The 21,272-nt window shown below is 64.6% G+C and carries 26 protein-coding genes; 17 read left to right on the top strand and 9 right to left on the bottom strand.

Translation table 11 applies throughout. From position 1 onward, the window contains the following. Positions 1–467: 467 nt before the first annotated feature. The 4 genes from arsC to AWB70_RS36755 all read left to right on the top strand — a co-directional run bounded on the left by arsC (position 468) and on the right by AWB70_RS36755 (position 3,205). Positions 468–890, top strand: coding sequence for an arsenate reductase (glutaredoxin) (gene arsC / locus AWB70_RS36770; RefSeq protein ID WP_014192528.1), 423 nt, complete (start codon positions 468–470; stop codon positions 888–890). A gap of 126 nt (positions 891–1,016) precedes the next feature. Beyond that, on the top strand, positions 1,017–1,322 hold the full coding sequence (locus AWB70_RS36765; protein ID WP_014192527.1) for a hypothetical protein: 306 nt from the start codon (positions 1,017–1,019) through the stop codon (positions 1,320–1,322). 215 nt (positions 1,323–1,537) lie between these two features. Next, a complete protein-coding gene (locus tag AWB70_RS36760; RefSeq protein ID WP_053567115.1) occupies positions 1,538–2,710 on the top strand; it encodes a GGDEF domain-containing protein in 1,173 nt (390 codons plus the stop codon). Between the two features lie 96 nt (positions 2,711–2,806). Beyond that, a complete protein-coding gene (locus tag AWB70_RS36755) occupies positions 2,807–3,205 on the top strand; it encodes a RidA family protein (protein ID WP_053567114.1) in 399 nt (132 codons plus the stop codon). A gap of 6 nt (positions 3,206–3,211) precedes the next feature. Here the strand turns inward: AWB70_RS36755 and AWB70_RS36750 are convergent, their stop codons facing one another. Next, positions 3,212–3,808, bottom strand: coding sequence for an alpha-ketoglutarate-dependent dioxygenase AlkB family protein (locus tag AWB70_RS36750; RefSeq protein ID WP_053567561.1), 597 nt, complete (start codon positions 3,806–3,808; stop codon positions 3,212–3,214). Positions 3,809–3,994: 186 nt separating this feature from the next. On the opposite strand from AWB70_RS36750, the gene AWB70_RS36745 reads away from it, so the two are divergent. Continuing rightward, complete coding sequence (locus AWB70_RS36745) at positions 3,995–4,396, top strand: response regulator (RefSeq protein WP_053567560.1); 402 nt, start codon at positions 3,995–3,997, stop codon at positions 4,394–4,396. 9 nt (positions 4,397–4,405) lie between these two features. On the opposite strand, the gene AWB70_RS36740 is transcribed toward AWB70_RS36745, so the two are convergent. Both AWB70_RS36740 and AWB70_RS36735 read right to left on the bottom strand, forming a co-directional pair. Then, complete coding sequence (locus AWB70_RS36740) at positions 4,406–5,212, bottom strand: endonuclease/exonuclease/phosphatase family protein (RefSeq protein ID WP_014192522.1); 807 nt, start codon at positions 5,210–5,212, stop codon at positions 4,406–4,408. A gap of 49 nt (positions 5,213–5,261) precedes the next feature. Beyond that, on the bottom strand, positions 5,262–5,780 hold the full coding sequence (locus tag AWB70_RS36735; RefSeq protein ID WP_014192521.1) for a hypothetical protein: 519 nt from the start codon (positions 5,778–5,780) through the stop codon (positions 5,262–5,264). A gap of 309 nt (positions 5,781–6,089) precedes the next feature. Between AWB70_RS36735 and AWB70_RS36730 the strand changes: the two genes are divergently transcribed. The 6 genes from AWB70_RS36730 (at position 6,090) to AWB70_RS36705 (ending at position 11,166) form a co-directional block, all read left to right on the top strand. Beyond that, positions 6,090–7,067 carry an AAA family ATPase gene (locus tag AWB70_RS36730; RefSeq protein WP_014192520.1) on the top strand — a complete coding sequence of 326 codons (978 nt, stop codon included), beginning with the start codon at positions 6,090–6,092 and terminating at the stop codon, positions 7,065–7,067. 185 nt (positions 7,068–7,252) lie between these two features. Beyond that, complete coding sequence (locus AWB70_RS36725; RefSeq protein ID WP_053567113.1) at positions 7,253–8,353, top strand: NAD(P)/FAD-dependent oxidoreductase; 1,101 nt, start codon at positions 7,253–7,255, stop codon at positions 8,351–8,353. 133 nt (positions 8,354–8,486) lie between these two features. Then, the gene (locus AWB70_RS36720; RefSeq protein WP_014192518.1) at positions 8,487–8,804 is read left to right on the top strand and encodes a high-potential iron-sulfur protein; all 318 of its coding nucleotides are present in this window, start codon (positions 8,487–8,489) and stop codon (positions 8,802–8,804) included. A 253-nt stretch (positions 8,805–9,057) separates the two neighbouring features. Further along, positions 9,058–10,347 (top strand): MFS transporter, encoded by a 1,290-nt coding sequence (locus AWB70_RS36715; protein WP_053567112.1) that lies wholly within the window; start codon positions 9,058–9,060, stop codon positions 10,345–10,347. Between the two features lie 11 nt (positions 10,348–10,358). Then, positions 10,359–10,670: a cupin domain-containing protein gene (locus tag AWB70_RS36710; protein WP_045451388.1), complete on the top strand. Its 312-nt coding sequence runs from the start codon at positions 10,359–10,361 to the stop codon at positions 10,668–10,670. A gap of 232 nt (positions 10,671–10,902) precedes the next feature. Beyond that, positions 10,903–11,166 carry a Txe/YoeB family addiction module toxin gene (locus AWB70_RS36705; RefSeq protein WP_053567111.1) on the top strand — a complete coding sequence of 88 codons (264 nt, stop codon included), beginning with the start codon at positions 10,903–10,905 and terminating at the stop codon, positions 11,164–11,166. A gap of 3 nt (positions 11,167–11,169) precedes the next feature. On the opposite strand, the gene AWB70_RS36700 is transcribed toward AWB70_RS36705, so the two are convergent. Together AWB70_RS36700 and AWB70_RS36695 are read right to left on the bottom strand one after the other, a co-directional pair. Next, entirely contained in the window at positions 11,170–11,439 is a 270-nt protein-coding gene (locus AWB70_RS36700; RefSeq protein ID WP_053567559.1) for a hypothetical protein, read from the bottom strand. 20 nt (positions 11,440–11,459) lie between these two features. After that, positions 11,460–12,230 (bottom strand): Mut7-C RNAse domain-containing protein, encoded by a 771-nt coding sequence (locus tag AWB70_RS36695; RefSeq protein ID WP_053567110.1) that lies wholly within the window; start codon positions 12,228–12,230, stop codon positions 11,460–11,462. A 44-nt stretch (positions 12,231–12,274) separates the two neighbouring features. Between AWB70_RS36695 and AWB70_RS36690 the strand changes: the two genes are divergently transcribed. The 4 genes from AWB70_RS36690 to AWB70_RS36675 all read left to right on the top strand — a co-directional run bounded on the left by AWB70_RS36690 (position 12,275) and on the right by AWB70_RS36675 (position 15,052). Beyond that, positions 12,275–13,219, top strand: a complete 945-nt coding sequence (locus AWB70_RS36690; protein ID WP_268760474.1) for an NAD(P)-dependent oxidoreductase — start codon at positions 12,275–12,277, stop codon at positions 13,217–13,219. A gap of 233 nt (positions 13,220–13,452) precedes the next feature. Then, positions 13,453–14,082: a LysE family translocator gene (locus AWB70_RS36685; RefSeq protein ID WP_014192512.1), complete on the top strand. Its 630-nt coding sequence runs from the start codon at positions 13,453–13,455 to the stop codon at positions 14,080–14,082. A gap of 159 nt (positions 14,083–14,241) precedes the next feature. Then, positions 14,242–14,682, top strand: coding sequence for a hypothetical protein (locus tag AWB70_RS36680; RefSeq protein WP_053567108.1), 441 nt, complete (start codon positions 14,242–14,244; stop codon positions 14,680–14,682). Between the two features lie 7 nt (positions 14,683–14,689). Next, positions 14,690–15,052: a response regulator gene (locus tag AWB70_RS36675; RefSeq protein WP_053567107.1), complete on the top strand. Its 363-nt coding sequence runs from the start codon at positions 14,690–14,692 to the stop codon at positions 15,050–15,052. Positions 15,053–15,286: 234 nt separating this feature from the next. Here AWB70_RS36675 and argC read toward each other — a convergent pair whose 3' ends face one another. The 3 genes from argC to AWB70_RS36660 form a co-directional block, all read right to left on the bottom strand. Continuing rightward, positions 15,287–16,240, bottom strand: a complete 954-nt coding sequence (argC, locus tag AWB70_RS36670) for an N-acetyl-gamma-glutamyl-phosphate reductase (RefSeq protein WP_014192509.1) — start codon at positions 16,238–16,240, stop codon at positions 15,287–15,289. Between the two features lie 46 nt (positions 16,241–16,286). After that, the gene (locus AWB70_RS36665) at positions 16,287–16,901 is read right to left on the bottom strand and encodes a flavodoxin family protein (protein ID WP_053567106.1); all 615 of its coding nucleotides are present in this window, start codon (positions 16,899–16,901) and stop codon (positions 16,287–16,289) included. 134 nt (positions 16,902–17,035) lie between these two features. Next, a complete protein-coding gene (locus AWB70_RS36660; RefSeq protein ID WP_014192507.1) occupies positions 17,036–17,626 on the bottom strand; it encodes a YbhB/YbcL family Raf kinase inhibitor-like protein in 591 nt (196 codons plus the stop codon). A gap of 288 nt (positions 17,627–17,914) precedes the next feature. On the opposite strand from AWB70_RS36660, the gene AWB70_RS36655 reads away from it, so the two are divergent. Beyond that, positions 17,915–18,625: a response regulator gene (locus AWB70_RS36655; RefSeq protein WP_014192506.1), complete on the top strand. Its 711-nt coding sequence runs from the start codon at positions 17,915–17,917 to the stop codon at positions 18,623–18,625. An 84-nt stretch (positions 18,626–18,709) separates the two neighbouring features. Here AWB70_RS36655 and AWB70_RS36650 read toward each other — a convergent pair whose 3' ends face one another. Further along, positions 18,710–19,396 carry an orotate phosphoribosyltransferase gene (locus AWB70_RS36650; RefSeq protein ID WP_008352701.1) on the bottom strand — a complete coding sequence of 229 codons (687 nt, stop codon included), beginning with the start codon at positions 19,394–19,396 and terminating at the stop codon, positions 18,710–18,712. A 220-nt stretch (positions 19,397–19,616) separates the two neighbouring features. Here AWB70_RS36650 and AWB70_RS36645 point away from each other — a divergent pair, with 220 nt between their 5' ends. Next, positions 19,617–20,852, top strand: coding sequence for an MFS transporter (locus tag AWB70_RS36645; protein ID WP_053567558.1), 1,236 nt, complete (start codon positions 19,617–19,619; stop codon positions 20,850–20,852). Positions 20,853–21,272: the final 420 nt, after the last annotated feature.

Genomic DNA, 21,272 nt, shown 5'->3' with positions numbered 1-21,272 from the left:
TCGACTCCTTGATCGGAAGGCGCGCTCGCGTGAACACCGCGTAACGCTGTTCGCTGATTCGGATCGTCGATCCGCACGGAACGTGCCACGTCTGCTTCGTTCGCCATGCGTGGCGCGCCGTCCGGATGGACATCGGCGCCGGTTTCCGGCTTCGCTGCGTTGAGCTGCCGGTGTCCCGAACTCGTTCGTATGCGTTTCGCGCACGGCATCTCGCCGATGCGATGCAGACGGAGCGCCGGTGCGCTTGCCGGCGGAAAGACCGTTTCGGACCCGCGGTCCGCAGAAGACGCATGCCGCGCTGCACACTTCGTTATAGGCCGCCGGCGCGCGAATGAACAGGTCATTTCAACCCGCGCCATGCAAGGGGGCGAGGGCGTGGCGCGAGGCTGGCGGCCACGTCATCGGCGCTTCGGTTCTAGAATGCGAGGCGTGTATTTTCCGTTTCAGACCGCAAGGACCTCGCGACCATGACCGTCACCATCTACCACAACCCGAAGTGCGGAACCTCGCGCAACACGCTCGCGCTGATTCGCAACGCCGGCATCGAGCCGACCGTGATCGAATATCTGACGCATCCGCCGAGCCGCGAAGCGCTCGTCGCATTGATCGCGCGCGCGGGTCTCTCGGTGCGCGAAGCGCTGCGCGAAAAGGGCACGCCGTACGCCGAACTCGGCCTCGACGATCCAGGCCTGACCGACGATCAGCTCATCGACGCGATGCTCGCGCATCCGATTCTCATCAACCGGCCGTTCGTCGATGCGCCGAAGGGCGCGCGGCTGTGCCGCCCGTCGGAGCTCGTGCTCGATCTTCTGCCCGAAGCGCAGAAAGGACCGTTCACGAAGGAAGACGGCGAGGTCGTCATCGACGAAACGGGCAAGCGTGTGCGGTGACGCGCATTCGACCGACCTGACCGTTACCTGACGTTACCTTTCTGGCAGACCCGTTGCACCTGTATCCGGCGCCGCTTTTTAGACTTCACCTGACTCACGGAGCACTCGCGTGCAGGGAGAAGCGGCATGAAAAAGAAACTGCTGGGCACGTTCATCGGGATGGCGGGATTGGCCGCGCTGGCGATATCGGCATCGGCGAATGCCCACGTCGATGTGGCGGTGGGCGTCGGCGTGCCGGTCTATGCGCAACCCGCGCCGGTTGGCTATTACGGTTATGGCGGCGGTTACGGCGACGGCGGCGGCTATCGCGGCTACGGCTATCGTCACGACGGCTGGCGCGAGCGCGAATGGCGGCGTCACGAGTGGCGCGAGCGTCGCTGGCGCCACGAGATGCGCCGCGAGGAACGCTGGCGCGACCGTCACGGCTGGTAACGCTTCAACTGCGGTTCATCTGGACTGCGCATTGCTGGAAAACGCGGCGAGCCGGCGGGCTGCGCCGCGTTTTTTGTTTTTGGACGCCTGTATTGCGCAGGCGATGCGATCGCGTGTCGCACAGGGCGCGTTCAAGGTGCGGCCGTTCGTGCCGTAAATACGCTGGCGGCGTGGATACGCGTGCCGCACGAACGGCATCCCCTTCACTTTCAGCGATGTTCAGTCCAGTCAGCATTCTCGTCGTCACCGCGCTATCGAGCATTCTCTCGATACTGGTGCTGATTTCGCTGCTTTCGCACGCGATCGACGGCGTGCCGCGCTGGCTCTGGGCGAACGTGCTCGCGATCGTCTCGCTCGTGCTCTTCGCGGTGCAGAACATCGTGCCCGCGTGGCTCGGCGTTGTCGCCGCGAACCAGTTGCTTGCCGCGACGATCCTGCTCATCTACGAAGGCTGCAACGATTTCTTCGATGTCCGCATGCGTCCCGCGCAGCGCTGGACCGGCTGGATCATGTGGCTCGGCGTGATGGCGGGCATCGTCTATTTCACCTACGCCGTGCCCGATGCACACGTGCGCGTGGTGGTCGTGTCGGCGTTTCATGCGGCGTGCGATCTCGCGATCGCCGGGCGCGTGCTGATCGAGCGTCCGAAGGAGCGGCCGCGCTACAACTATCTGTTCGTCGCCGGCGCCGCCGCGCTCGGCGCGCTCGGCCATACGATCCGCGGTGCGATCTATGTCGTGCAGCCGCCCGCGCAGGCCGCGCTGCTGCAGCCGGGGCCGATGCAGATCACGTTTCTCGCGCTCGGCATTCTCGTGCTGCCCTCGCTGTGCATCGGGCTCGTGATGATGGCGCACGACCGGCTCGCGCAGCGTCTCGAACGCCTCGCGCGCTTCGACGATCTCACCGGCGCGCTGTCGCGCAAGGCGCTGCTCGCGGCGGCGGCGCAACGTCTCTCGCGCGCTTCGCAGACGGGCGCGCGCGAGTACGTCGCGGTCGTCGACGTCGATCATTTCAAGCGCGTGAACGACCGCTACGGCCACGCGGCGGGCGACGAGGTGCTGCGCCATTTCGCCTCGATCGTGCAGGCGCGCATCCGCGATGACGATGCGTTCGGGCGAATCGGCGGCGAAGAGTTCTGTCTGTTCTGCGCGGCGGCGCGCATCGAGGACGTCACGGCGCTCGTCGAGCGCTTGCGCCGCACGGTCGAAGCGACGCCGTGCGGCGTGCCCGGCGGCGTGCTGCATTACACCTTCAGCGCAGGGATTGCGGCATGGGACGGACGCGAGCCGCTCGCTGCGCTGATGGCGCGCGCCGACGGCCTGCTCTATGCCGCGAAGGTCGCGGGCCGCAACCGCGTGAAGGCGCCTGCCGCCGACGCGGTCATCTAAAAGCCCGCCGTCTTCGCACGAAGCCGAAACACGCGCGCAATTTTGGCGCGCTAACGTGCCGGTGCCATTCTTACCAACGCACAACGAGGAGACGAAGTGAGCCAGTTGCCCAAATTCACGATGGTCGATGCCGCGCCGACGCCCGTCGGCCCTTTCTCGCACGCGGCCGAAGCCGACGGCTGGGTGTTCCTGACCGGCCAGATGCCCACCGATCCGAACGACGACGGCGCGCCGCTGCCCGAAGGCGTCGCAGCGCAGACACGCCGCGTGATGGACAACCTGATTCTCGTGCTGAACGGCGTCGGACTGACGCTCGACAACGTGGTCAGCGTGCGCATCTTCCTGACGGAATTCAAGCGCGATTACGATGCGATGAACGCGGTGTATCGATCGTACTTTCTGCCGAAGCCGCTGCCTGCGCGCACCTGCGTCGGCGTGACGGGACTCGCGCGCGATGCGCTCGTGGAGATCGATTTCGTCGCCCGGCGGCCTTGAGCGGTTCTATTTGCGCTTGAACGCATCGACCCAGCGAAACGTGAGATTGATGCGCTCGCCGGTCATGCCCGGCTCCTTCGGCACGCGATGCACCCATTCCTGCTGCGTGCGTCCGCGCATCACGAGCAGGCTGCCGTGTGTGAGGGCGAGCGCGTGCGTGGCGTGCGTGCGCGCGTGACGGAACTCGAAAGTGCGCGTCGTGCCGAGACTCACCGATGCGATCACCGGCTCGGGGCCGAGTTCGCGCTCCTTGTCGGCGTGCCAGCCCATGCTGTCGAGGCCGCCGCGATAGCGGTTCAGCAGCACGCTGTTGAAGCGCGCGTCGCAGGCGGTTTGCGCGCGCTCGCGAAGTTGCGCGACGGCGGGCGTCCACGGCTGCGGCACGTTGCGGATGCCGGAATACACATACACCGCGTCCGGCTCGCCTTGCCACGCGGTCAGGCGCGGTAGCGGTACGCGGCCGCCGGGCGTGGTCATCGTGTCCTGTTGCCAGCGCACTTCGTCGATGAGCGCGCCCATCAGATCGGACGCTTGGTCGGCGTCGATCCAGTCCGGATGCCACACGATGTCGGGCTTGGGAATGTCGTCGAAGAGATCGAACATGGCGGTGAGGCGCGAACGGCAAATGAAGTATTCACGATAGCAGAGCCTCGCGCGCCGTGATTGCCGGCTCATTTTCTGGCATGCGCGGACGCTGTGCTACATTTCCCGAGTCATCTCAATAAAATCGCGCAAGGGCCGGAACACCGTTTCGTCCCGCACCTGCGCGGCGACGATTCGGGGAATCGCATGAACACCACAGCCGTTGCCAGCGGCGGCGAGGCGCGAGGCCGGCGCGTCCTGCTCGTCGACGACAGCGTCGATGCGGCGCTGGCGCTCTCGATGCTGTTGGAAGCGCTCGGTCACGAAGTGCGCACGGAGCACGACGGGCCGCGCGCCCTCGCATCGATCGACGAATTCAATCCCGATGTGATCGTGCTCGATATCGGCATGCCCGGTATGAGCGGCCTCGAGGTCGCGCGCGAGGTGAGAAAGCGCGACGCGTCCCGACACGCGCTGCTGCTGGCGCTGACCGGCTGGGGCGGCGACGCCGACAGACAGCAGACGCTCGACGCGGGCTTCGATCATCATCTGACGAAGCCGGTTTCCATTGCGGATCTGGAAGCGCTGCTCGCCGCACCGCGCGCCTGAAGCGCGCCTTCACTCCACGCGCAGCCGCGCCATGTACGGCAGGTGATCGGACAGCCAGGCGGTGTCCTGCGTCGGCACGAGCCATTCGACGGGCCGAAGGCCGCGCACGAACATCTTGTCGAGCGCGAGCGCCGGCGAGAACGCCGGAAACGTGCGGCCCGATTCGCCGAGCATCGTTGCGACTTCGCTCATGCCGAGTTCGCCGAACAGCGGCACGGAATCGTTGCGCCAGTCGTTGAAATCGCCTGCGAGCACGAGCGGGCCTTCCGGCGCTTCCTTCGCGATCCAGTGCGCGATCCAGTTCATCTGACGCAGCCGCGCCTGACGCGTGAGCGCGAGATGCGCGCACAAAAGCGTGATCGCCTGGCCGGAAAACGTCGCGCGCGCCACCAGCAAACCGCGCTTTTCGAAACGATGCGCCGAGATGTCCCAGCGCCCGGACAGGTCGAGCGGATGCGGCGACAGGATCGCGTTGCCGTGCCGCCACGAGGGCTTGAATACGTTCGGCCCGAGCGCGATCTGCAGTTCCAGCGCGGTGGCGATTTCGGTTGCCTGACAATGCCAGACGTCGTCGAGCGGCGCGTTGAGCGGATTGCCGAAGCCGCTCGCGAGGACGGGCTGCGGCATGCGCCGCGCCATCGCTTCCTGCAGGAAATAGACGTCGGCGTTGGTGGTCTGGACCCACCGCTGCATCGCGTTCCAGGCGCGCAGGCCGAGGGGCGAGCGGCCCTTGTGCAGATTCCAGCTGACCGCCGTGAAATCGGGCGTGGCCGAGCGGGAAGACGGGCCGGGCGGAAGATGTTCTGGGTTTCGCATGCGTTGTTCGTGTCGAGCGGCGGACTTTGAGTCTATGCCACCGCGATGATCATTGCGCCGCCGTGGCCGCACCGAGGCTCGCGCGCACGCGGTAGGCGAGCGACGGATTGCTTTCGATGATCTGCCATTGCTGCCATTCGCCCGGCTTGAGCACCATGCCCGGGTGCGACGCGCTCACCTGGCGCGGCACCGGCGGCAGCTTGCAGCCGGATGGCGACACGCGCGTGCTGTCGTCCTGCAGGGTTTCCTGCGCGTCGATGGCGAGCGTGATGTCGTCGGCGCTCGCGTGCGTCGGCGAGACCGTGAGCGTGCGTTGCAGGTCGATGTCCCCCGCGGGCTGATCGGCGCAGCCGACCCGATTCTTGACCTTGTTGTGGTGCGTATCGGTGCGCGCCTGGCCGACGTTGGTCGTGGCGGCGAACGAGTCGATCTGCTGGCCGTCGCGCACGACCTGCAACTCCCAGTTCACGGGTTGCGGCGGCGCGATTTGCGCCTGCGCGCCGGCGGCGAAGCAGGCGGCCGCGATGAGCGCGGCGTTCAGAAAAGCGGTTCGTATCGTGTTGTGCATTGAAGGCGACTCCTGCGCGCGGACTGTTCGGATGGCGGCACGCGTTGTCGAGCGGCCGCGGGATCGGCGTTCCCGGCGAATTCGTGTGACACGGCGGCGCGCATCCGGTTCAGCACGGCAGAAGAAACAGCATGTTTCGAACCTGCTCGCCGCATCGGTCACGACGATCATACCCGGCCCGCGCGGATCGCGACTTTATCGGCGAAAGGCTTGGTGCGGTTAGCAGCACACGCGTTCGACTGCTCGCTTGCGTGGCCTTTTGGCGTCGATACACTGGACTCGTCGACATAAAAAATGACGGGGTGTGACATGACGACGGCCGTGATCAAACAGGAACTCGCGGTGGCATCGTTCAGCAAGGTTTACAGTCTCGACGACGTGGAAACCGCGCTCAACGATCTGTCCGAAGGCGCCAGCGACGCCTTGCGCGCGACTTACGAAAAGATGCTCAAGGTAGGCAATCTGCGCTTTTGCGTGAAGCCGAACCGCATGCCGTCGATCGACGACCTCGCGGCCACGCTGCCGAATTTCGAGGAGCCGCTCGACGATATCCGCAAGCAGATTGCGCTGTGTCTCGAAACCGACGACCGCCTGGAACTCATGCCGATGCTGCTGCTCGGCGAGCCGGGCATCGGCAAGACGCACTTCGCGAAGCAACTGGCGCGGCTGCTTGGCACGAGCTGTCATTACGTCGCGATGAGTTCGCTGACGGCGGGCTGGATTCTGTCGGGGGCGTCGTCGCAATGGCGCAATGCCAAGCCGGGAAAGGTATTCGATGCGCTCGTGAACGGCAGCTACGCCAACCCCGTGATGACCGTCGATGAAATCGACAAGGCCACCGGCGACGCGCAATACGATCCGCTCGGCGCGCTTTACGCGCTGCTGGAGCACGACACGGCGCAGACGTTCATCGACGAATTCGCCGAAGTGCCGATCAACGCGGGCAACGTCGTGTGGATCGCCACCGCCAACGACGCGCGCGCGATTCCCGAGCCGCTGCTGAACCGCATGAACGTCTATGAGATTCCGGCGCCGGACCGCGAGGGCGCGCGCCGCATCGCGCAGGCGATTTACGCCGAAATTCGCGATGCGCACGCGTGGGGCGCGCGCTTTCCGGAAACGCTCGGCGATGCGCCGCTCGACGCGCTCACGCGGGCGTCGCCGCGCGGCATGCGGCGTGCGATGCTGAACGCGTTCGGCAACGCGCGCATCGACGGCAGGCATCACGTTGAGGCCCGCGACATTCAACTCGACCGGAATTCGCGAAAAAAGGCCATCGGTTTTTGAAAAGCCGTGTTTTCGAAATTGCCAAAAAAGCCGCCAAAACCTGTCATTTTTGACATCTGGCGGCCAGATTCTTGCCTTTTTCTGAATTACACCGGAAAACGAGGGAATCGGCGTGCGTTTGTTGTGTATCTCGCAACAGTCCCGAACGTAAAATAATTGGGAAGAAATCTGCGGCGGGAAGAGACATGGATCGGATCGAGTGTGTGGTAATCGGAGCGGGCGTCATCGGACTGGCGATCGCGCGGGCGCTTGCGATGCGCGGACGCGAAGTCATCGTGCTGGAGTCGGGCGAGGGCATCGGCATCGGTACGAGTTCGCGCAACAGCGAGGTGATCCACGCGGGCATCTATTACCCGCGCGGCTCGCTGAAGGCGGAACTGTGCGTGCGCGGGCGCGACATGCTGTACGCGTTCTGTCAGGCGCATAACGTGCCGCACCGGCAGTGCGGCAAGCTGCTCGTCGCCACGGCGCGCAATCAGGTGCCGCAACTCGCGGCGCTGGAGCAGAAGGGCACCGAGAATCGCGTGAAGGGGCTCGTGCGCATCAGCGGCGCGGAGGCGGCGGAGATGGAGCCGCAACTGCAATGCGTCGAGGCGGTGTATTCGCCGCTGACGGGCATCGTCGATAGTCATCAGTACATGCTCGCGCTGCAGGGCGAAGCCGAGAAGCACGGCGCGAACATCGTGTTCCATACGCCGGTCGCGTCCATCGACGCGCGCGAGGGCTGCTTCATCGTCGAGACGGGCGGTGAGTCGCCGGCGCGCTTTCGCGCGTCGTATCTCATCAACAGCGCGGGGCTGCATGCGAACGAAATCGCGCGCAGCATTCGCGGTCTCGACGACCGGCACGTGCCGCCGCTCTACTTCGCGAAGGGCAACTATTTCAGCGTGAGCGGGCGCGCGCCATTCGAGCGGCTCATCTATCCGATGCCCAATGAAGCGGGCCTCGGCGTGCATCTGACGATCGATCTCGGCGGGCAGGCGAAGTTCGGCCCGGACGTCGAATGGGTGCCCGCGCTCAACTATGACGTCGATCCGCGCCGTGCGGATTCCTTCTACGCCGCGATTCGCGCGTACTGGCCGGGCCTGCCCGAGGACGCGTTGCAGCCCGCCTACGCGGGCATCCGTCCGAAGCTGTCCGGGCCGGGGCAGGCGGCCGCCGATTTCATGATTCAGGGCAAGTCGGCGCACGGCGTGCCGGGACTCGTGAATCTGTTCGGCATCGAGTCGCCGGGACTGACCGCGTCGCTGGCGATCGCGGAGCGCGTCGCCGACATGGCGCGCTAACTTACGTGCGACTTTCTAACGCCGCTTATCTCTAACATTTGACGTCGTCGACACGCTTCCAGGTTGATATGCTCGGACATCGCCGTCGCCAAGAACGGCGCATATCCCCCAATACAACATGGAGTGAGTCACCATGAAGACATCACGTCGCACGTTTCTCATTACCAGCGTGGGCGTCGCCTCGACGTTCGCGCTCGGATCGCGCGTCGCGCTGGCTGCCGACGCCCCCAAAGTCCCCGAAAGCGATCCCACCGCGCAAGCGCTCGGCTACAAGGAAGACGCGAGCAAGGTCGACAAGGCCAAGTTCGCGAAGTACGCCGCCGGCCAGGATTGCGGCAACTGTCAGTTCTATCAAGGCAAGGCCACCGACGCCTATGCGCCGTGCCCGATGTTCCCCGGCAAGCAGGTCGCATCGAAGGGCTGGTGCAGCGCCTATGTGAAGAAGGCATGACGTAAGACCGGCAAGGCCGGCAACATCCGCATGATCCGGGAAGCGCGCCCGGCCGAAAGGCCCGGCGCGCTTTTCTTCGCGTGTGTTCCTTCGCTTGTAATTAGCTTGCTCAGGAGAAAATCCGTCTTTACACTCGCCAAGGCAAAAAGAGCCGCGCGCGTGAATCTTTACGCCAAGCGCGGACGAGGAGACGAGCGGGCTCGCACACATCACGTCGCCGGCCCAGCACGACACCCATGACTTAGGGGAACGCATGCCAGGAAGACCATTGAATCCGCGCGCCGTGACGGCGGCGGTCATCGGCAACGCGCTTGAGTGGTACGACTTCACGGTGTTCGGCTTCATGACGGTGGTCATCGCCCGGCTGTTCTTTCCGAGCGACAGCGACTACTCATCGGTTCTTCTGACCACGGCGACCTTCGGCGTCGCCTTCGTGATGCGGCCGGTCGGCGGCATCGTGCTCGGTCTCTATGCGGATCGCGCGGGGCGCAAGGCGGCGCTCACGCTCGTCATCGGACTGATGACGCTCGGCATTCTCCTGCTGGCGATCGCGCCGCCGTATTCCGCCATCGGCATCGGCGCGCCGCTCGTCATCGTGTTTGCTCGTCTTCTGCAGGGCTTCTCTGCGGGCGGCGAGTTTGGCAGTTCGACGGCGCTCCTGATCGAAGCCGCGCCGTTCTCGAAGCGCGGTTTTTACGGCAGCTTCCAGATGGCGAGCCAGGCGGCCTCGCTGTTGCTCGGCGCGATCGTCGGCGCGGCGATTTCGCGCGGCCTCTCGCCCGAGGCGCTCGATTCGTGGGGCTGGCGCGTGCCTTTCATCCTCGGGCTGGTCATCGGGCCGATCGGGTTGTATATCCGCCGCAACATGGCCGATACCGAAGCGTTCCTGCACGCGAAGAAAACCGCGCGCCGCGCGACGCTCGGCGAAGTGTTCGGCACGCATAGCCGCGAAGTGCTGTGCGGCCTCGGCTCGGTGATCGCGCTGACGGTCACGGTGTACGTGCTGATCGCCTATCTGCCGACGTTCGCCGTCAAGCAACTGAAGCTGCCGTTCGGGCAGTCGTTCACGGCGCTGATCGTCGGCAATCTCTTGTTGACGGTGCTTTCGCCGATCACGGGCGCGTGGTCGGATCGCATCGGGCGCAAGGGGCTGACGATGTGGTCGCTCGCGATCACGCTCGTCATCATTTATCCGCTTTTCGCGTGGCTCGCGGCGGAGCCGAGCGTGATGCGGCTCGTCATCGTGCAGGCGCTGCTGTCAATCGCGCTCTCGGGCTACTATGGGCCGTTCGGCGCGCTCATCGCCGAGCTGTTTCCGGCGCATGTGCGCTCGACGGGGCTCTCGCTCGCGTACAACATCGCGGTGATGATCTTCGGCGGCTTCGGGCAATTTATCGTGACGTGGCTGATCCGCGTCACGGAATCGCAACTCGCGCCCACCTTTTACGTGATGGGCGGCATCGTGCTTTCGTTGATCGCGGTGGCGTGGATTCCCTCGACCCGTCACGTGGACGTCGACGAAGCGCGCGATTTCATCCGATAGGCGGCAATCCAATGAAAGTGATCGAAAGCGGCAAGTTCACGGCCGAGCGCGCATGGGGCGCGCTCGATATCTGCGTGATGAACGGCACGTCGTGCCGTCTGCACTGGACCGACCAGCCGTACAAATGGCACGTGAACGACGGCGAGGAGGTGTTTGCCGTGATGCAGGGCGAAGTGCGCATGCATGTGCGCGGCGAGGGCGGCGAGCGCACGCTGACGCTGCGCGCGGGCGACATTTTCCATGCGCAGGCGGGCGACGAGCATTTCGCGGAGCCGGTCGGCGAGGCGCGGATTCTGGTGATCGAGAAGGAGGGGAGCGTGTGAGGGCGGTTATTCCTATTCCGTTCGGACAGGTGGCGCAGCGCGGGCGGGGGCGGCGATAATTCGCCCGTCGTTGTGCGAGTGCGAGGGCGGAAAATGGTTAGGATGGTTGAATTAATAGAGCGTGATTATGATGAGGCGCGGGAGGCGGGGCGGTTGAACGCGTCGCTCGGCGAGAAGTCTTCGCGAGTGCCGCGCACGCGGCATATCTTGTGAAGCGAACGAAGCAGGCGGAATGATTGTGCGCGAAATTCGGTTCTCACCGACCGCCTGGGACGAATACCATCTTGTGCGCGCGTCAAATCCGAAAACCTTCAAGAAAATAACGCGCCTCGTTACAGAATGCAGCAGAAGCCCGTTCACCGGCACGGGCAAGCCGCAGCCACGCACCGGGGCGCTGTGGTCGCGCTGGATCGACGAAGAGAATCAGCTCGTCTACGAGGTTTCGGATGAGACTCTAGTCATCGTCCATTGTCGCGGCCACTACGGCGACAAATAACGCCTACCGCTCCAATCCCGCCTTCACCAGCAACTCCGCCAGCGCTTCCGTCATCCCGCCTTCGTGCGCGTCAGCGCGATCCTTCAACTGCTTCACGAGCTTTTCATCGAGCTTGCAGGCGAACGGCACGAGCCCTTTCGCCTGATCCAGCTTGCGCTGCTCGCGCCGGTCGATTTTCTGCTCATCCGCCGCGCCTGCGCGCGCGCGGCCGCCTTGCTTCAAATCGTTGGCGAGTTTGAAGGCCTTGTTCTGTTCCAGTTGGAATTTGTTCACGCGATGCTCCGGGGCGACGATCAATTGGGAAGGCCCGTATTGTACGGAACCGCTAGCGCGTCGATGTGCGCGCGCATGCGCCGCCAGTGCGAGCCTTCCCAGAACACGCGGCGACACACATCGCAGGTGACGAAGCGCGAGTGCCTCTCGCGCACGCCTTCGGGCACGCGGCCGTCGATATCGCCGGGTCCGGCCGGGCGCAAGGGCGCGTTGCACATCAGGCAGAGACGGAACGCGCGGACGTGTGGCGCGAGATCGAAGCGCGCCGACACCTCGCGGAACTGTTCGTCCGGCTGCAGCGCGCGCACATAGCAGCCGCGCAGCACGCTGCGGCGTTTGAGCAACTCGCGATCGCGCGTGAGCACGATGCGCGCTTCGTCCTGCGCGAGCTGCTCGATTTCCTCGTCGGGAAAATTGTTGTCGTAACGCGTGTCGAAGCCCGCCAGGCGCAGCAGTTGCGCAAGCCCGCCGAGATGCGCATCCGCGATAAAGCGCAGTCCGCCGGCGGGAAGCGGCGGGCGCAGTAGCAGCGCACCGTTCGCCATGCCTTCGGGCGCGTGACCTGTGGGATAAACCTCGATGAGATCGTTCGCTTCGATCAGCGTGTCGAAGCCGGTGGCAGCGCCGTTGCGCACGATCACCTCGACTTCCGTGTGCGGCACGCCGAGCGCTTCGATCATGTGCTTGGTCGATGAAGACTTCGCGCACGCGCACGCGAACGTGTGCCCGCGCTGGGATCGAGCGAGGAAATCGTTCAGTTCGCGATGAAAGTGAAAGCGCGCCTTGACCATGCAAGCAGTATCGCATCGCGCGGTCCTGCGCGCTTCGTCGCGATGTGCTCTACTGGCGCTCGGGCCGCGCGGCCAGGGCGGCGCGGCGGGCGGACACGGCACAGGAGCACGCGAGCATGGATATCGGTTTCATCGGATTGGGCGAAATGGGCGGCGCGATGGCGAGCAACGCGCTGAAGGCGGGACATACGGTGCGCGTCTGGAACCGCTCGCGCGACAAGACGCGCGCGCTCGCGGATCAGGGCGCGTCCGTGGTCGATACGCCCGAGCAGGCCTTCGCCGGCGACGCCGCGTTCTCCATGCTCGCCGACGACGCCGCGCTGCGCGCCGTGCTCGTGGATGGCGGCCTCGTCAAGCATGCGCCGAAGGGCCTCGTGCACGTCAACATGGCGACGATTTCGGCGGCGCTCGCCGTCGAACTGACGGAACTGCATGCGCAACATGGCGTGGCGTATGTGGCCGCGCCGGTGCTCGGGCGGCCGGACGTCGCGGCGGCGGGCAAGCTCAACATTCTCGCGGCGGGCGCGAGCGAGGCGATCGACCGCGTGCAGCCCGTGCTCGACGTCCTCGGCCAGAAAACCTGGCGCGTCGGCAGCGAGCCGCAGCATGCAAACGTGCTCAAGCTCGCGGCGAATTTCATGCTGGCGTCGGCGATAGAAAGCTTCGGCGAAGCGGCGGCGCTCGTGAGCGGTCACGGCATCGAGACGCAGACCTTGCTCGATGTCATCACGAATTCGCTGTTTCCGGGCCCGGTGTATCAGGGCTATGGAAAGATGATCGCCGAGCGCCGCTATGAGCCCGCGCTGTTCAAGGCGCGGCTGGGCCTCAAGGACGTGCGGCTCGCGATCGCCGCGGGCGATGCCGTGAACGTGCCGCTACCCGTGGCGAGCGTCGTGCGCGACAACCTCGTCGATGCCCTCGCTCACGGCGACGGCGACAAGGATTTCGCCGTCCTCGGACAAGTGGCGGCGCGCCGCGCGGGCCGCTGATTCCATATTGGCGTCGTGGCGAAAGCGCCGTTCCGCCCGAATCGGCACGGGCGGACGGCATAATCCGAGTCCCTCCATTCTCCCCGCCACGCCGCAATGAGCCTGCATAAGTGGCGGCGCGCCGCGCGGGCCGCTGATTCCATATTGGCGTCGTGGCGAAAGCGCCGTTCCGCCCGAATCGGCGCGGACGGACGGCATAATGCGAGTCCCTCCATTCTCCCCGCCACGCCGCAATGAGCCTGCATCTCTGGTGGCTGTTCGTCGCCACCGTTTTCGTCGTGTCCGCCATTCCCGGTCCCAACATGCTGCTCGTGATGACGCATGGCGCGCGGCACGGCATCCAACGTTCGACGGCCACGATGGCCGGCTGTCTCACGGCGCTTATCGTGATGCTGTCGGTATCGGCGGCGGGGCTTGGCGTGTTTCTCGAAGCGTGGCCGCGTCTCTTCGACACGCTGCGTCTGACCGGCGCGGCGTATCTCGTCTGGCTCGGCGTGAAAAGCTGGCGCGCGAAGGCGAGCGCAATCGATGTCCGCGATGAAAGCGCGGGCGCGCCGTCGGTGAAGCGCGCGACGCTCTTTCGCAACGGATTTCTCGTCGCGAGCAGCAATCCGAAGGCGATTCTCTTCGCGGCGGCGCTGCTGCCGCAGTTCATCGACGCGAGCCGCCCGGTGTTGCCGCAGTTCGCGGTGCTCGTATCGACGTTCGCCGTCATCGAAGTGAGCTGGTACGCGGTCTATGCGGGACTGGGCGCGCGCATCGGCGACAAGCTCAAGAGCGCGAGCGTCGCGCAGGCGTTCAACCGGCTGACGGGCGGCGTGTTCGTCGGCTTCGGCGCGATGATGGCGCTCGTGCGGCACTGAACGCGTCCGTCTAAACGTCTGCATGAACGGGCGCATGATTTGCTGCGTTTGCAGCGCTTCATTCGCTTTCGAACAGACAGGCCCGAGCGGCGGGCGGAAAGTAACGCTCGTCCGAGGTTCGCCGCAAGATCAAAAAGAACAGCTAAAAGGAGGCGCTCCATGCAGATGACTGGCCGACGCGCCGTGCTTGCGGTGTGTCTCGCGTCCCTTTCCGGCGCGCTGGCGACGACGCCCGCGCACGCCGACGACACCCCGAACCCTTGCGACGCGTTGAAGCGCATCGTGGCTGCCGCGCCGAATTTCGCGTCGCTCGCGGCGATCGATGGCCGCGCCATCGCACTGTCCCACGGCGACGACGTGAAATGCGCCGCTTCGCAGACGAACTATCGATGCACCTGGACGCCGCGCGGCGGTTCCGGCGCCGAAGCGCTGCAAGGCGTCGCGGCCGACATCGCGTCGTGTTTGCCGGACGCGACTCACGACCAGAACTCGCCCGCGCGACAGCATTTCTATCTGGGCGCACGTGGCGCGCGCACGGAGATCACCGCGGCGCAGGCGGGATCGAACAAGCTGACGCTCGAGATTTACGGTTCCCGGTGAGGCTATCGTGACCAAGCGCATCCTCATAGCCGACGACGACGATGCGCTCGCCGGCCTAGCGAATCTGCTGAACGGCATGGGCCACGAAGTGGCGCTCGCGGCGAACGGCGCGCAGGCGGTCGAAGTCGCCGGGCAGTTCGATCCCGACGTGGTGATCCTCGATCTCGGCATGCCGATCGTCGATGGTCTGGCGGCAGCCCGCGAGCTGCGCCGCCTGCCGAACGGCCACGCGATGATGCTGGTCGCGCTCACGGGATGGGGCCAGCCGCAACATCGCGACATGACGCAGGCCGCCGGATTCGATGTCCATCTGGTCAAGCCGATCTCGGCGGATCAGTTGCACTTCATTCTGTCGATGATGCAGCCCTGATTTCTTCGCGCACGCCGTGCGTCAGCCTGCCGCAACGCTCGATGTTGCAACGCACCAAAATTATTGGTATATTTACTCCTGTCTCCTCCATGTCTCCACTGATATGGATTCAGCCCGCCAGCATTGGCGGGCTTTTTTTCGTCTATACGTTTCGATTCCGCGGTGCAGCGACGGACATAAAAAAAGCCGGCCCGCATTGAAGCAGGCCGGCCATTCTGAGGTTGCTGCCGCGCCTTAGCGCGCGAGACCCGCGTCTTCGTCCGCGCCGATCGCGAGGTTCATGCACTGAATCGCCGCACCCGACGCACCCTTGCCGAGATTGTCCAGACGCGCGACCGTCACGAAGCGCTCTTCATTGCCGAACACGAAGATATCGACACGATTCGTGTCGTTGCACGCCTGAACGTCGAAGAAGCCGGCGTCGAGATTGCTTTCTGCGTCGAAGGGCATTACGCGAACGAACGGCTCGTTGTTGTAGAACTCGGCGAGCATGTCGCGCGCGTCCTGCGGCTTGGCCGGGCGCTTGAGCTGGTCGGGCGAGAAGTAGGTCGTGACCGCGAGGCCCTTCAGGAACGGACCGACGATCGGCGTGAAGATCGGCGCGCGCGCGAGGCCGGTGCGCACCGACATTTCCGGCAGATGCTTGTGGGTCAGGCCGAGCGCGTACGGGCGCGGACTCATGAGCTTTTCGTCGCCGCCCGCTTCGTACTCCGCGATCATCTTCTTGCCGCCGCCGCTGTAGCCGGTGATCGAATAAGCATGCGCGTGGAAATCGGCGGGAACGAGACCGCCCGCGACGAGCGGCTGCACCGACAGCACGAACGCCGACGCATGGCAGCCCGGCACCGCGATGCGCTTCGCCGTGCGCAGGCGCTCGCGTTGCGCGCGCGACAGTTCGGGCAGGCCGTACGCCCAGTCGTCCTGCGTGCGGAACGCGGTGCTGGCGTCGATCATCACCGTGCGCGTGTTGCCGGGATCGACGAGCGAAACGGATTCGCGCGAGGCGACATCCGGCAGGCACAGGAACGTCACGTCCGACGCGTTGATGAGCCGGCGGCGCTCCTCGATGTCCTTGCGCTTCGCTTCCTCGATGCGCAGCACTTCGATGTCACGGCGCTGCGACAGATATTCAAAAATCTTCAGGCCGGTGGTGCCTTCCTGTCCGTCGACGAATACTTTCGTGGTCATCTCGATCTCGCTGGTTCGTGCGGGCGCTCGCCGCAAAACCGCTATTTTAAGGCGATTCCGGGACGGGATCATGTCCGCCGTTTGCGCCGCCCGCTGAAGCGCCGACCCAGCGCGCCGTCACCTCGGCGATGCGCGCGCCGAATACCTTGGCCGTTTCCAGGTCGCCCGGCGGCGGCGCTTCGTCCGGCGAGGCATCCGCGGGCGACTGCGTGAGCAGGCCAGTAAAGCCGCCGACGAAGTTCAGGTCGTTGCGCGTGGCCGCCTTCGTGTTCGACGGCATCATGCCCGTCCCGACCCAGACCATGCCGTGCTGCATCGCCAGCGTGACGAAATACGAGATCGTCAGGAATTTGTCGCCGTTCATGTGCGCGGAGTTGGTGAATCCGGCGGCGATCTTGTCTTTCCATTTCTGCGCGAACCAGGGCTTCGAGCTCGCATCGGCGAACTTTTTGAAGTCGGCCGACGGGCCGCCCATGTAGGTCGGCGCGCCGAAAACGATGGCGTCGGCGGCGTCGAGATCGGCCCAGGCGTTGTCGTCGATATCGGCGACGGCGATCAATCTGACGCTCGCGCCCGCCTCGACGGCGCCGCCGAGCACGGCTTCCGCGACCTTCTTCGTATGGCCGTAGCCGCTGTGATAAACGATGATGATGTTCGGCATGGTGTCCCCGAGTCTTCCGTGCGCGCGCGGCACACGCCCGAGGCGCGCCTTGCGGACGGTCCGGTCAGTCTAGCAAAGACAATTTTTGACTAACCGGCGCGACCGCACGCTCCGGGCCGCTCGCCGAAGAGACCTTACCGGCCGTACGTGAAGGTCATTTGCGCGCTGGCGATCGTCAAAGTGCGGATTTCGTGCTCGAACATCAGCGCGGGCGTACCCTGACGCAGCCGCAGGTCGGCGCTGTTGAGCGCGTAGACGGTCACGATATAGCGATGCGGCTTGCCTGGCGGCGGGCACGGGCCGGCGTAGCCGTCCGTGTCCCAGTCGTTGCGCGCCTCGATCGCACCGAGCTTGCGCAGTGCGCCCGAGGCGCTCGCGTTGTTCGGCAGATGATCCGTGCTCACGGGGATGCCGGCGACGGCCCAATGCCACCAGCCGCGTCCGGGCGCGTCGGGGTCGAAGATCGTCACGGCGAAGCTGCGGGTGTTCGCGGGCGCGCCGCGCCATGAAATCTGCGGCGAGCGGTTGCCGCCCTTGCAGTCGGACTGGTCGTAGAGCAGATCGCGCCCGACGATCTTGCCCGGCGCGAGATCCGCGCTGGAAACGGCGAAGGCCGGATCGGCCACGGCCTCGCGCGGAGGGGAGAAAACTGCCGCCGCGACGGCGATGAACAGTACTGCTGCGACTTGACCACTCGAACTCACGCGTCGACCGGTGAGGCGCATGGGCTGAACTCCTGTCAGTATCGTCGCGCGATATAGCAGTGTTTCGCTGGCTGCAACGATGTTTTTTGTCTCAGTGATGCGCTTCGCGTCGGGATGCAGTTTAACATTGCAACAAAGCATTAAAGCTTCAATTCCTTGAGACTTAACCGATGGCGCTTCATCCCCGCTTCGGTTCGGACGTAACGCAGCGCCTTGACGGCGATGACTTCTGACTTTATTGAATGTAAAAATGAGTAATTCGACGCAGATTCGCGCGGCAACTAATCGACCGATATTCAGGAGGAAGTAATGAGCCAGCGAATAAAAGTCATCATCGCCGACGACCACCCGGTGATTCTCTTCGGCGCGACACAGGCGCTCAGCAAGTTTCCGGAGGTCGACGTGGTCGGTCAGGCGCGCCAGTCGACCGAACTGATCCAGCTGCTTCAGAAAGAGGCTTGCGACGTCCTCGTCACCGATCTCGCCATGCCCGGCGGTTCCTACGGCGACGGCATGCCCTTGCTGGGCTATATCGGCCGGCAGTTTCCGCGGGTAAAGCTCGTCGTGCTGACCATGCTCGAAAATCCGGCATTGCTCAAACGTTTGCGGGAAGTCGGCGTGATGTCCATCATCAACAAGGCCGACGACATGAACCATATCGGTTGGGCGATCCAGCATGTCATGCGCGGGCAGGAGTATCTCGGCCCGTCCGTGAAAGGCGCGCTCGACAGCATGGGCCTCGGCGCGAACGGGCAGCAGCGCAGCGTGATCCTGTCCAAGCGGGAACTCGAAGTCGTGCGGCTCTTCGTCTCGGGCATGACCATCACGGAAATTGCGGGGCAATTGCGGCGCAGTATCAAAACAATCAGCACGCAAAAAAACACGGCAATGAGAAAACTCGGAATTGAACGCGATTCCGAACTGTTTCAATATGCGCAGAGCAACGGCTTGATGAATCTCTCGGCTTATTCGGGCGACGGTTCACTCGACGGTTCGCTTCCCAATCCGAATTCACTGTAGCCGCATTTTGACGCGCCAAATAAAAAAGAGCCGCTGTTTTGAAACAGCGGCTCTTTTCTTTTTATTGCTTCGAGGCGTAAATGCTTATTGCGGTGCGGCAGTCGCGCCGCCGTGCGCAGCGGACCATTCGGCCGGCGCGTGCAGGAATTTCTCGACTTCGTCGAGCGTCTTCGTCTCGAAATAGCCCTGCTCCTTGGCGACGCGCAGCACGTCCCACCACGTGGCGAGCGCGTGCAGATCGACATCGATGTCCTTCAGCACCGACACGCTTTCCTTGAAGATGTTGTAGTGGAAGAGCACGAAGCAGTGGTTCACCGTCGCGCCCGCCGTGCGCAGCGCGTTGATGAAGTTGATCTTGCTGCGGCTGTCGGTGGTCAGGTCTTCCACCAGCAGTACGCGCTGGCCTTCGGTCAGGAGGCCTTCGATCTGCGCGTTGCGCCCGAAACCCTTCGGCTTCTTGCGCACGTATTGCATCGGCACCATCAGACGGTCGGCGATCCACGCCGCGAACGGAATGCCCGCCGTCTCGCCGCCCGCGACTGCGTCGATCTGCTCGTAGCCGACGTCGCGCAGAATCGTGGCTTCGGCCATCTCCATCAGGCCGCGACGCACGCGCGGGTAGGAGATCAGCTTGCGGCAGTCGATATACACCGGGCTCGCCCAGCCGGACGTGAAGATGTACGGTTTTTCCGCGTTGAAGTGCACCGCCTGCACTTCGAGCAGCATCTTGGCGGTGGTGTCGGAGATCGTCTGGCGATCGAAGCCTGTCATGGGCGAATCCTTGGACTTGTGTGGCGCTTGCAAAAGCGGGAGGCGGCCGCGAGGGCCTTTGGCGCAGGGTTCGATGCAAAACGAGCCGCGTTTTGACGGCGTTCTGGTGTTTCCTGCGCAGCGCAGCCCGACATTTTACCCGACGCCGAGACGGTTTTGTTTCGATGTCGTGAAAGCGCGTAAACTCGCGCGTTGCCCGCGAACCCGCCGTCTCTTTCCGATGACATCCGTTTCCCGCTCTGCCGCCGCCGATTCCGCGCCTCCGTCCCGTCACGCGCTGCAAGCGCTTCTCGCGTCGGTGCTCGGCTACGCGATGGACGGTTTCGATCTGCTCATCCTCGGTTTCATGCTGCCGGCGATTGCCGCCGACCTGCATCTCACGCCCGCGCAGTCCGGCGCGCTCGTCACGTGGACGCTCGCCGGCGCGGTTGCGGGCGGCGTCGTGTTCGGCATGCTGTCGGACGCTTTCGGCCGCGTGCGCGTGCTCACCTGGACGATCCTCGTGTTCGCCGTCTTCACGGGCATGTGCGCGCTCGCGCAAGGCTACGGCGATCTGCTGATCTACCGCACCATCGCCGGAATCGGGCTGGGCGGGGAATTCGGCATTGGCATGGCGCTCGTCGCGGAGGCGTGGCCCGCGCGGATGCGGGCGCGCGTGTCGTCGTACGTGGGTCTCGGCTGGCAACTGGGCGTGCTCGCCGCCGCGCTGATCACGCCGCTGCTGCTGCCGCTCATCGGCTGGCGCGGGATGTTCGCGGTCGGCCTGCTGCCGGCGGTCGCATCGTTTTTCGTGCGGCGACGCGTGGCCGAACCCGCGCTCTTCACGCAGCGCCGGGCGGCCGCGGGACGACGCGACATCCCGCTGAAACGGCTCTTCGACGACGCCCGCACCGCGCGCGCGAGCCTCGGCGTCATCATCCTGTGCTCGGTGCAGAACTTCGGCTACTACGGCTTGATGATCTGGCTGCCGACCTATCTCTCGAAAACCTTCGGCTATTCGCTCACGAAATCCGGGCTCTGGACCGCCGTGACCGTGCTCGGCATGGCGCTCGGCATCTGGCTGTTCGGTCTCGCCGCCGATCGCTTCGGGCGCAAACCGGCGTTTCTCGTCTATCAGTTCGGCGCGGTCGCGATGGTCTTCGTCTATTCGAATCTGACGAGCCCGGCGGCGCTTCTCGTCGGCGGCGCGGTAATGGGCGTGTTCGTGAACGGCATGCTCGGCGGCTACGGCGCGCTGATCTCCGAAATCTACCCGACCGAAGCGCGCGCGACCGCTCAAAACGTGCTGTTCAATATCGGGCGCGCCGTGGGCGGTCTCGGGCCGGTCGCGGTCGGGGCGCTGGCGGCACGTTATTCGTTCGCGGTCGCGCTGGCGTTTCTCGCGTCGATCTATCTGCTCGACGTCGTCGCGACGCTATTTCTCATCCCCGAAAAACGCGGCGCCGAGCTCGACTGACCGCTCAGTCATCGGACGAAATTGCGCTGAAACGTTGCATCGCGTCATTTCTCGTGCCCGGTGTACACTGGACGTCCCAAAAAAACCAAGCTCCGTCCGCTCGCGACATCCGTGCGAGCGGCACGCCGCGTTTATCCGACGCTCCGAGCAACCGAAACATGGTCCATCGATTCACATTTCCGCATTCATGCAGCACGGTCGACGGCAGTGTGAACCCTGTTAAAAAATTCCCAAACGTCTCAGGTCAATCATGGACGAACAACTGAAGCAAAGCGCCCTCGCGTATCACCAAAATCCCCGTCCCGGCAAGATTTCGGTCACGCCGACGAAGCCCCTTTCCAATCAGCTCGATCTCTCGCTCGCGTATTCGCCGGGCGTCGCGGCCGCCTGCATGGCGATCTACGACGAGCCGCTCGACGC

The sequence above is a fragment of the Caballeronia cordobensis genome (assembly GCF_001544575.2).
GTDB lineage: Bacteria > Pseudomonadota > Gammaproteobacteria > Burkholderiales > Burkholderiaceae > Caballeronia > Caballeronia cordobensis.
This window is presented reverse-complemented; position numbering and strand designations above follow the sequence as displayed.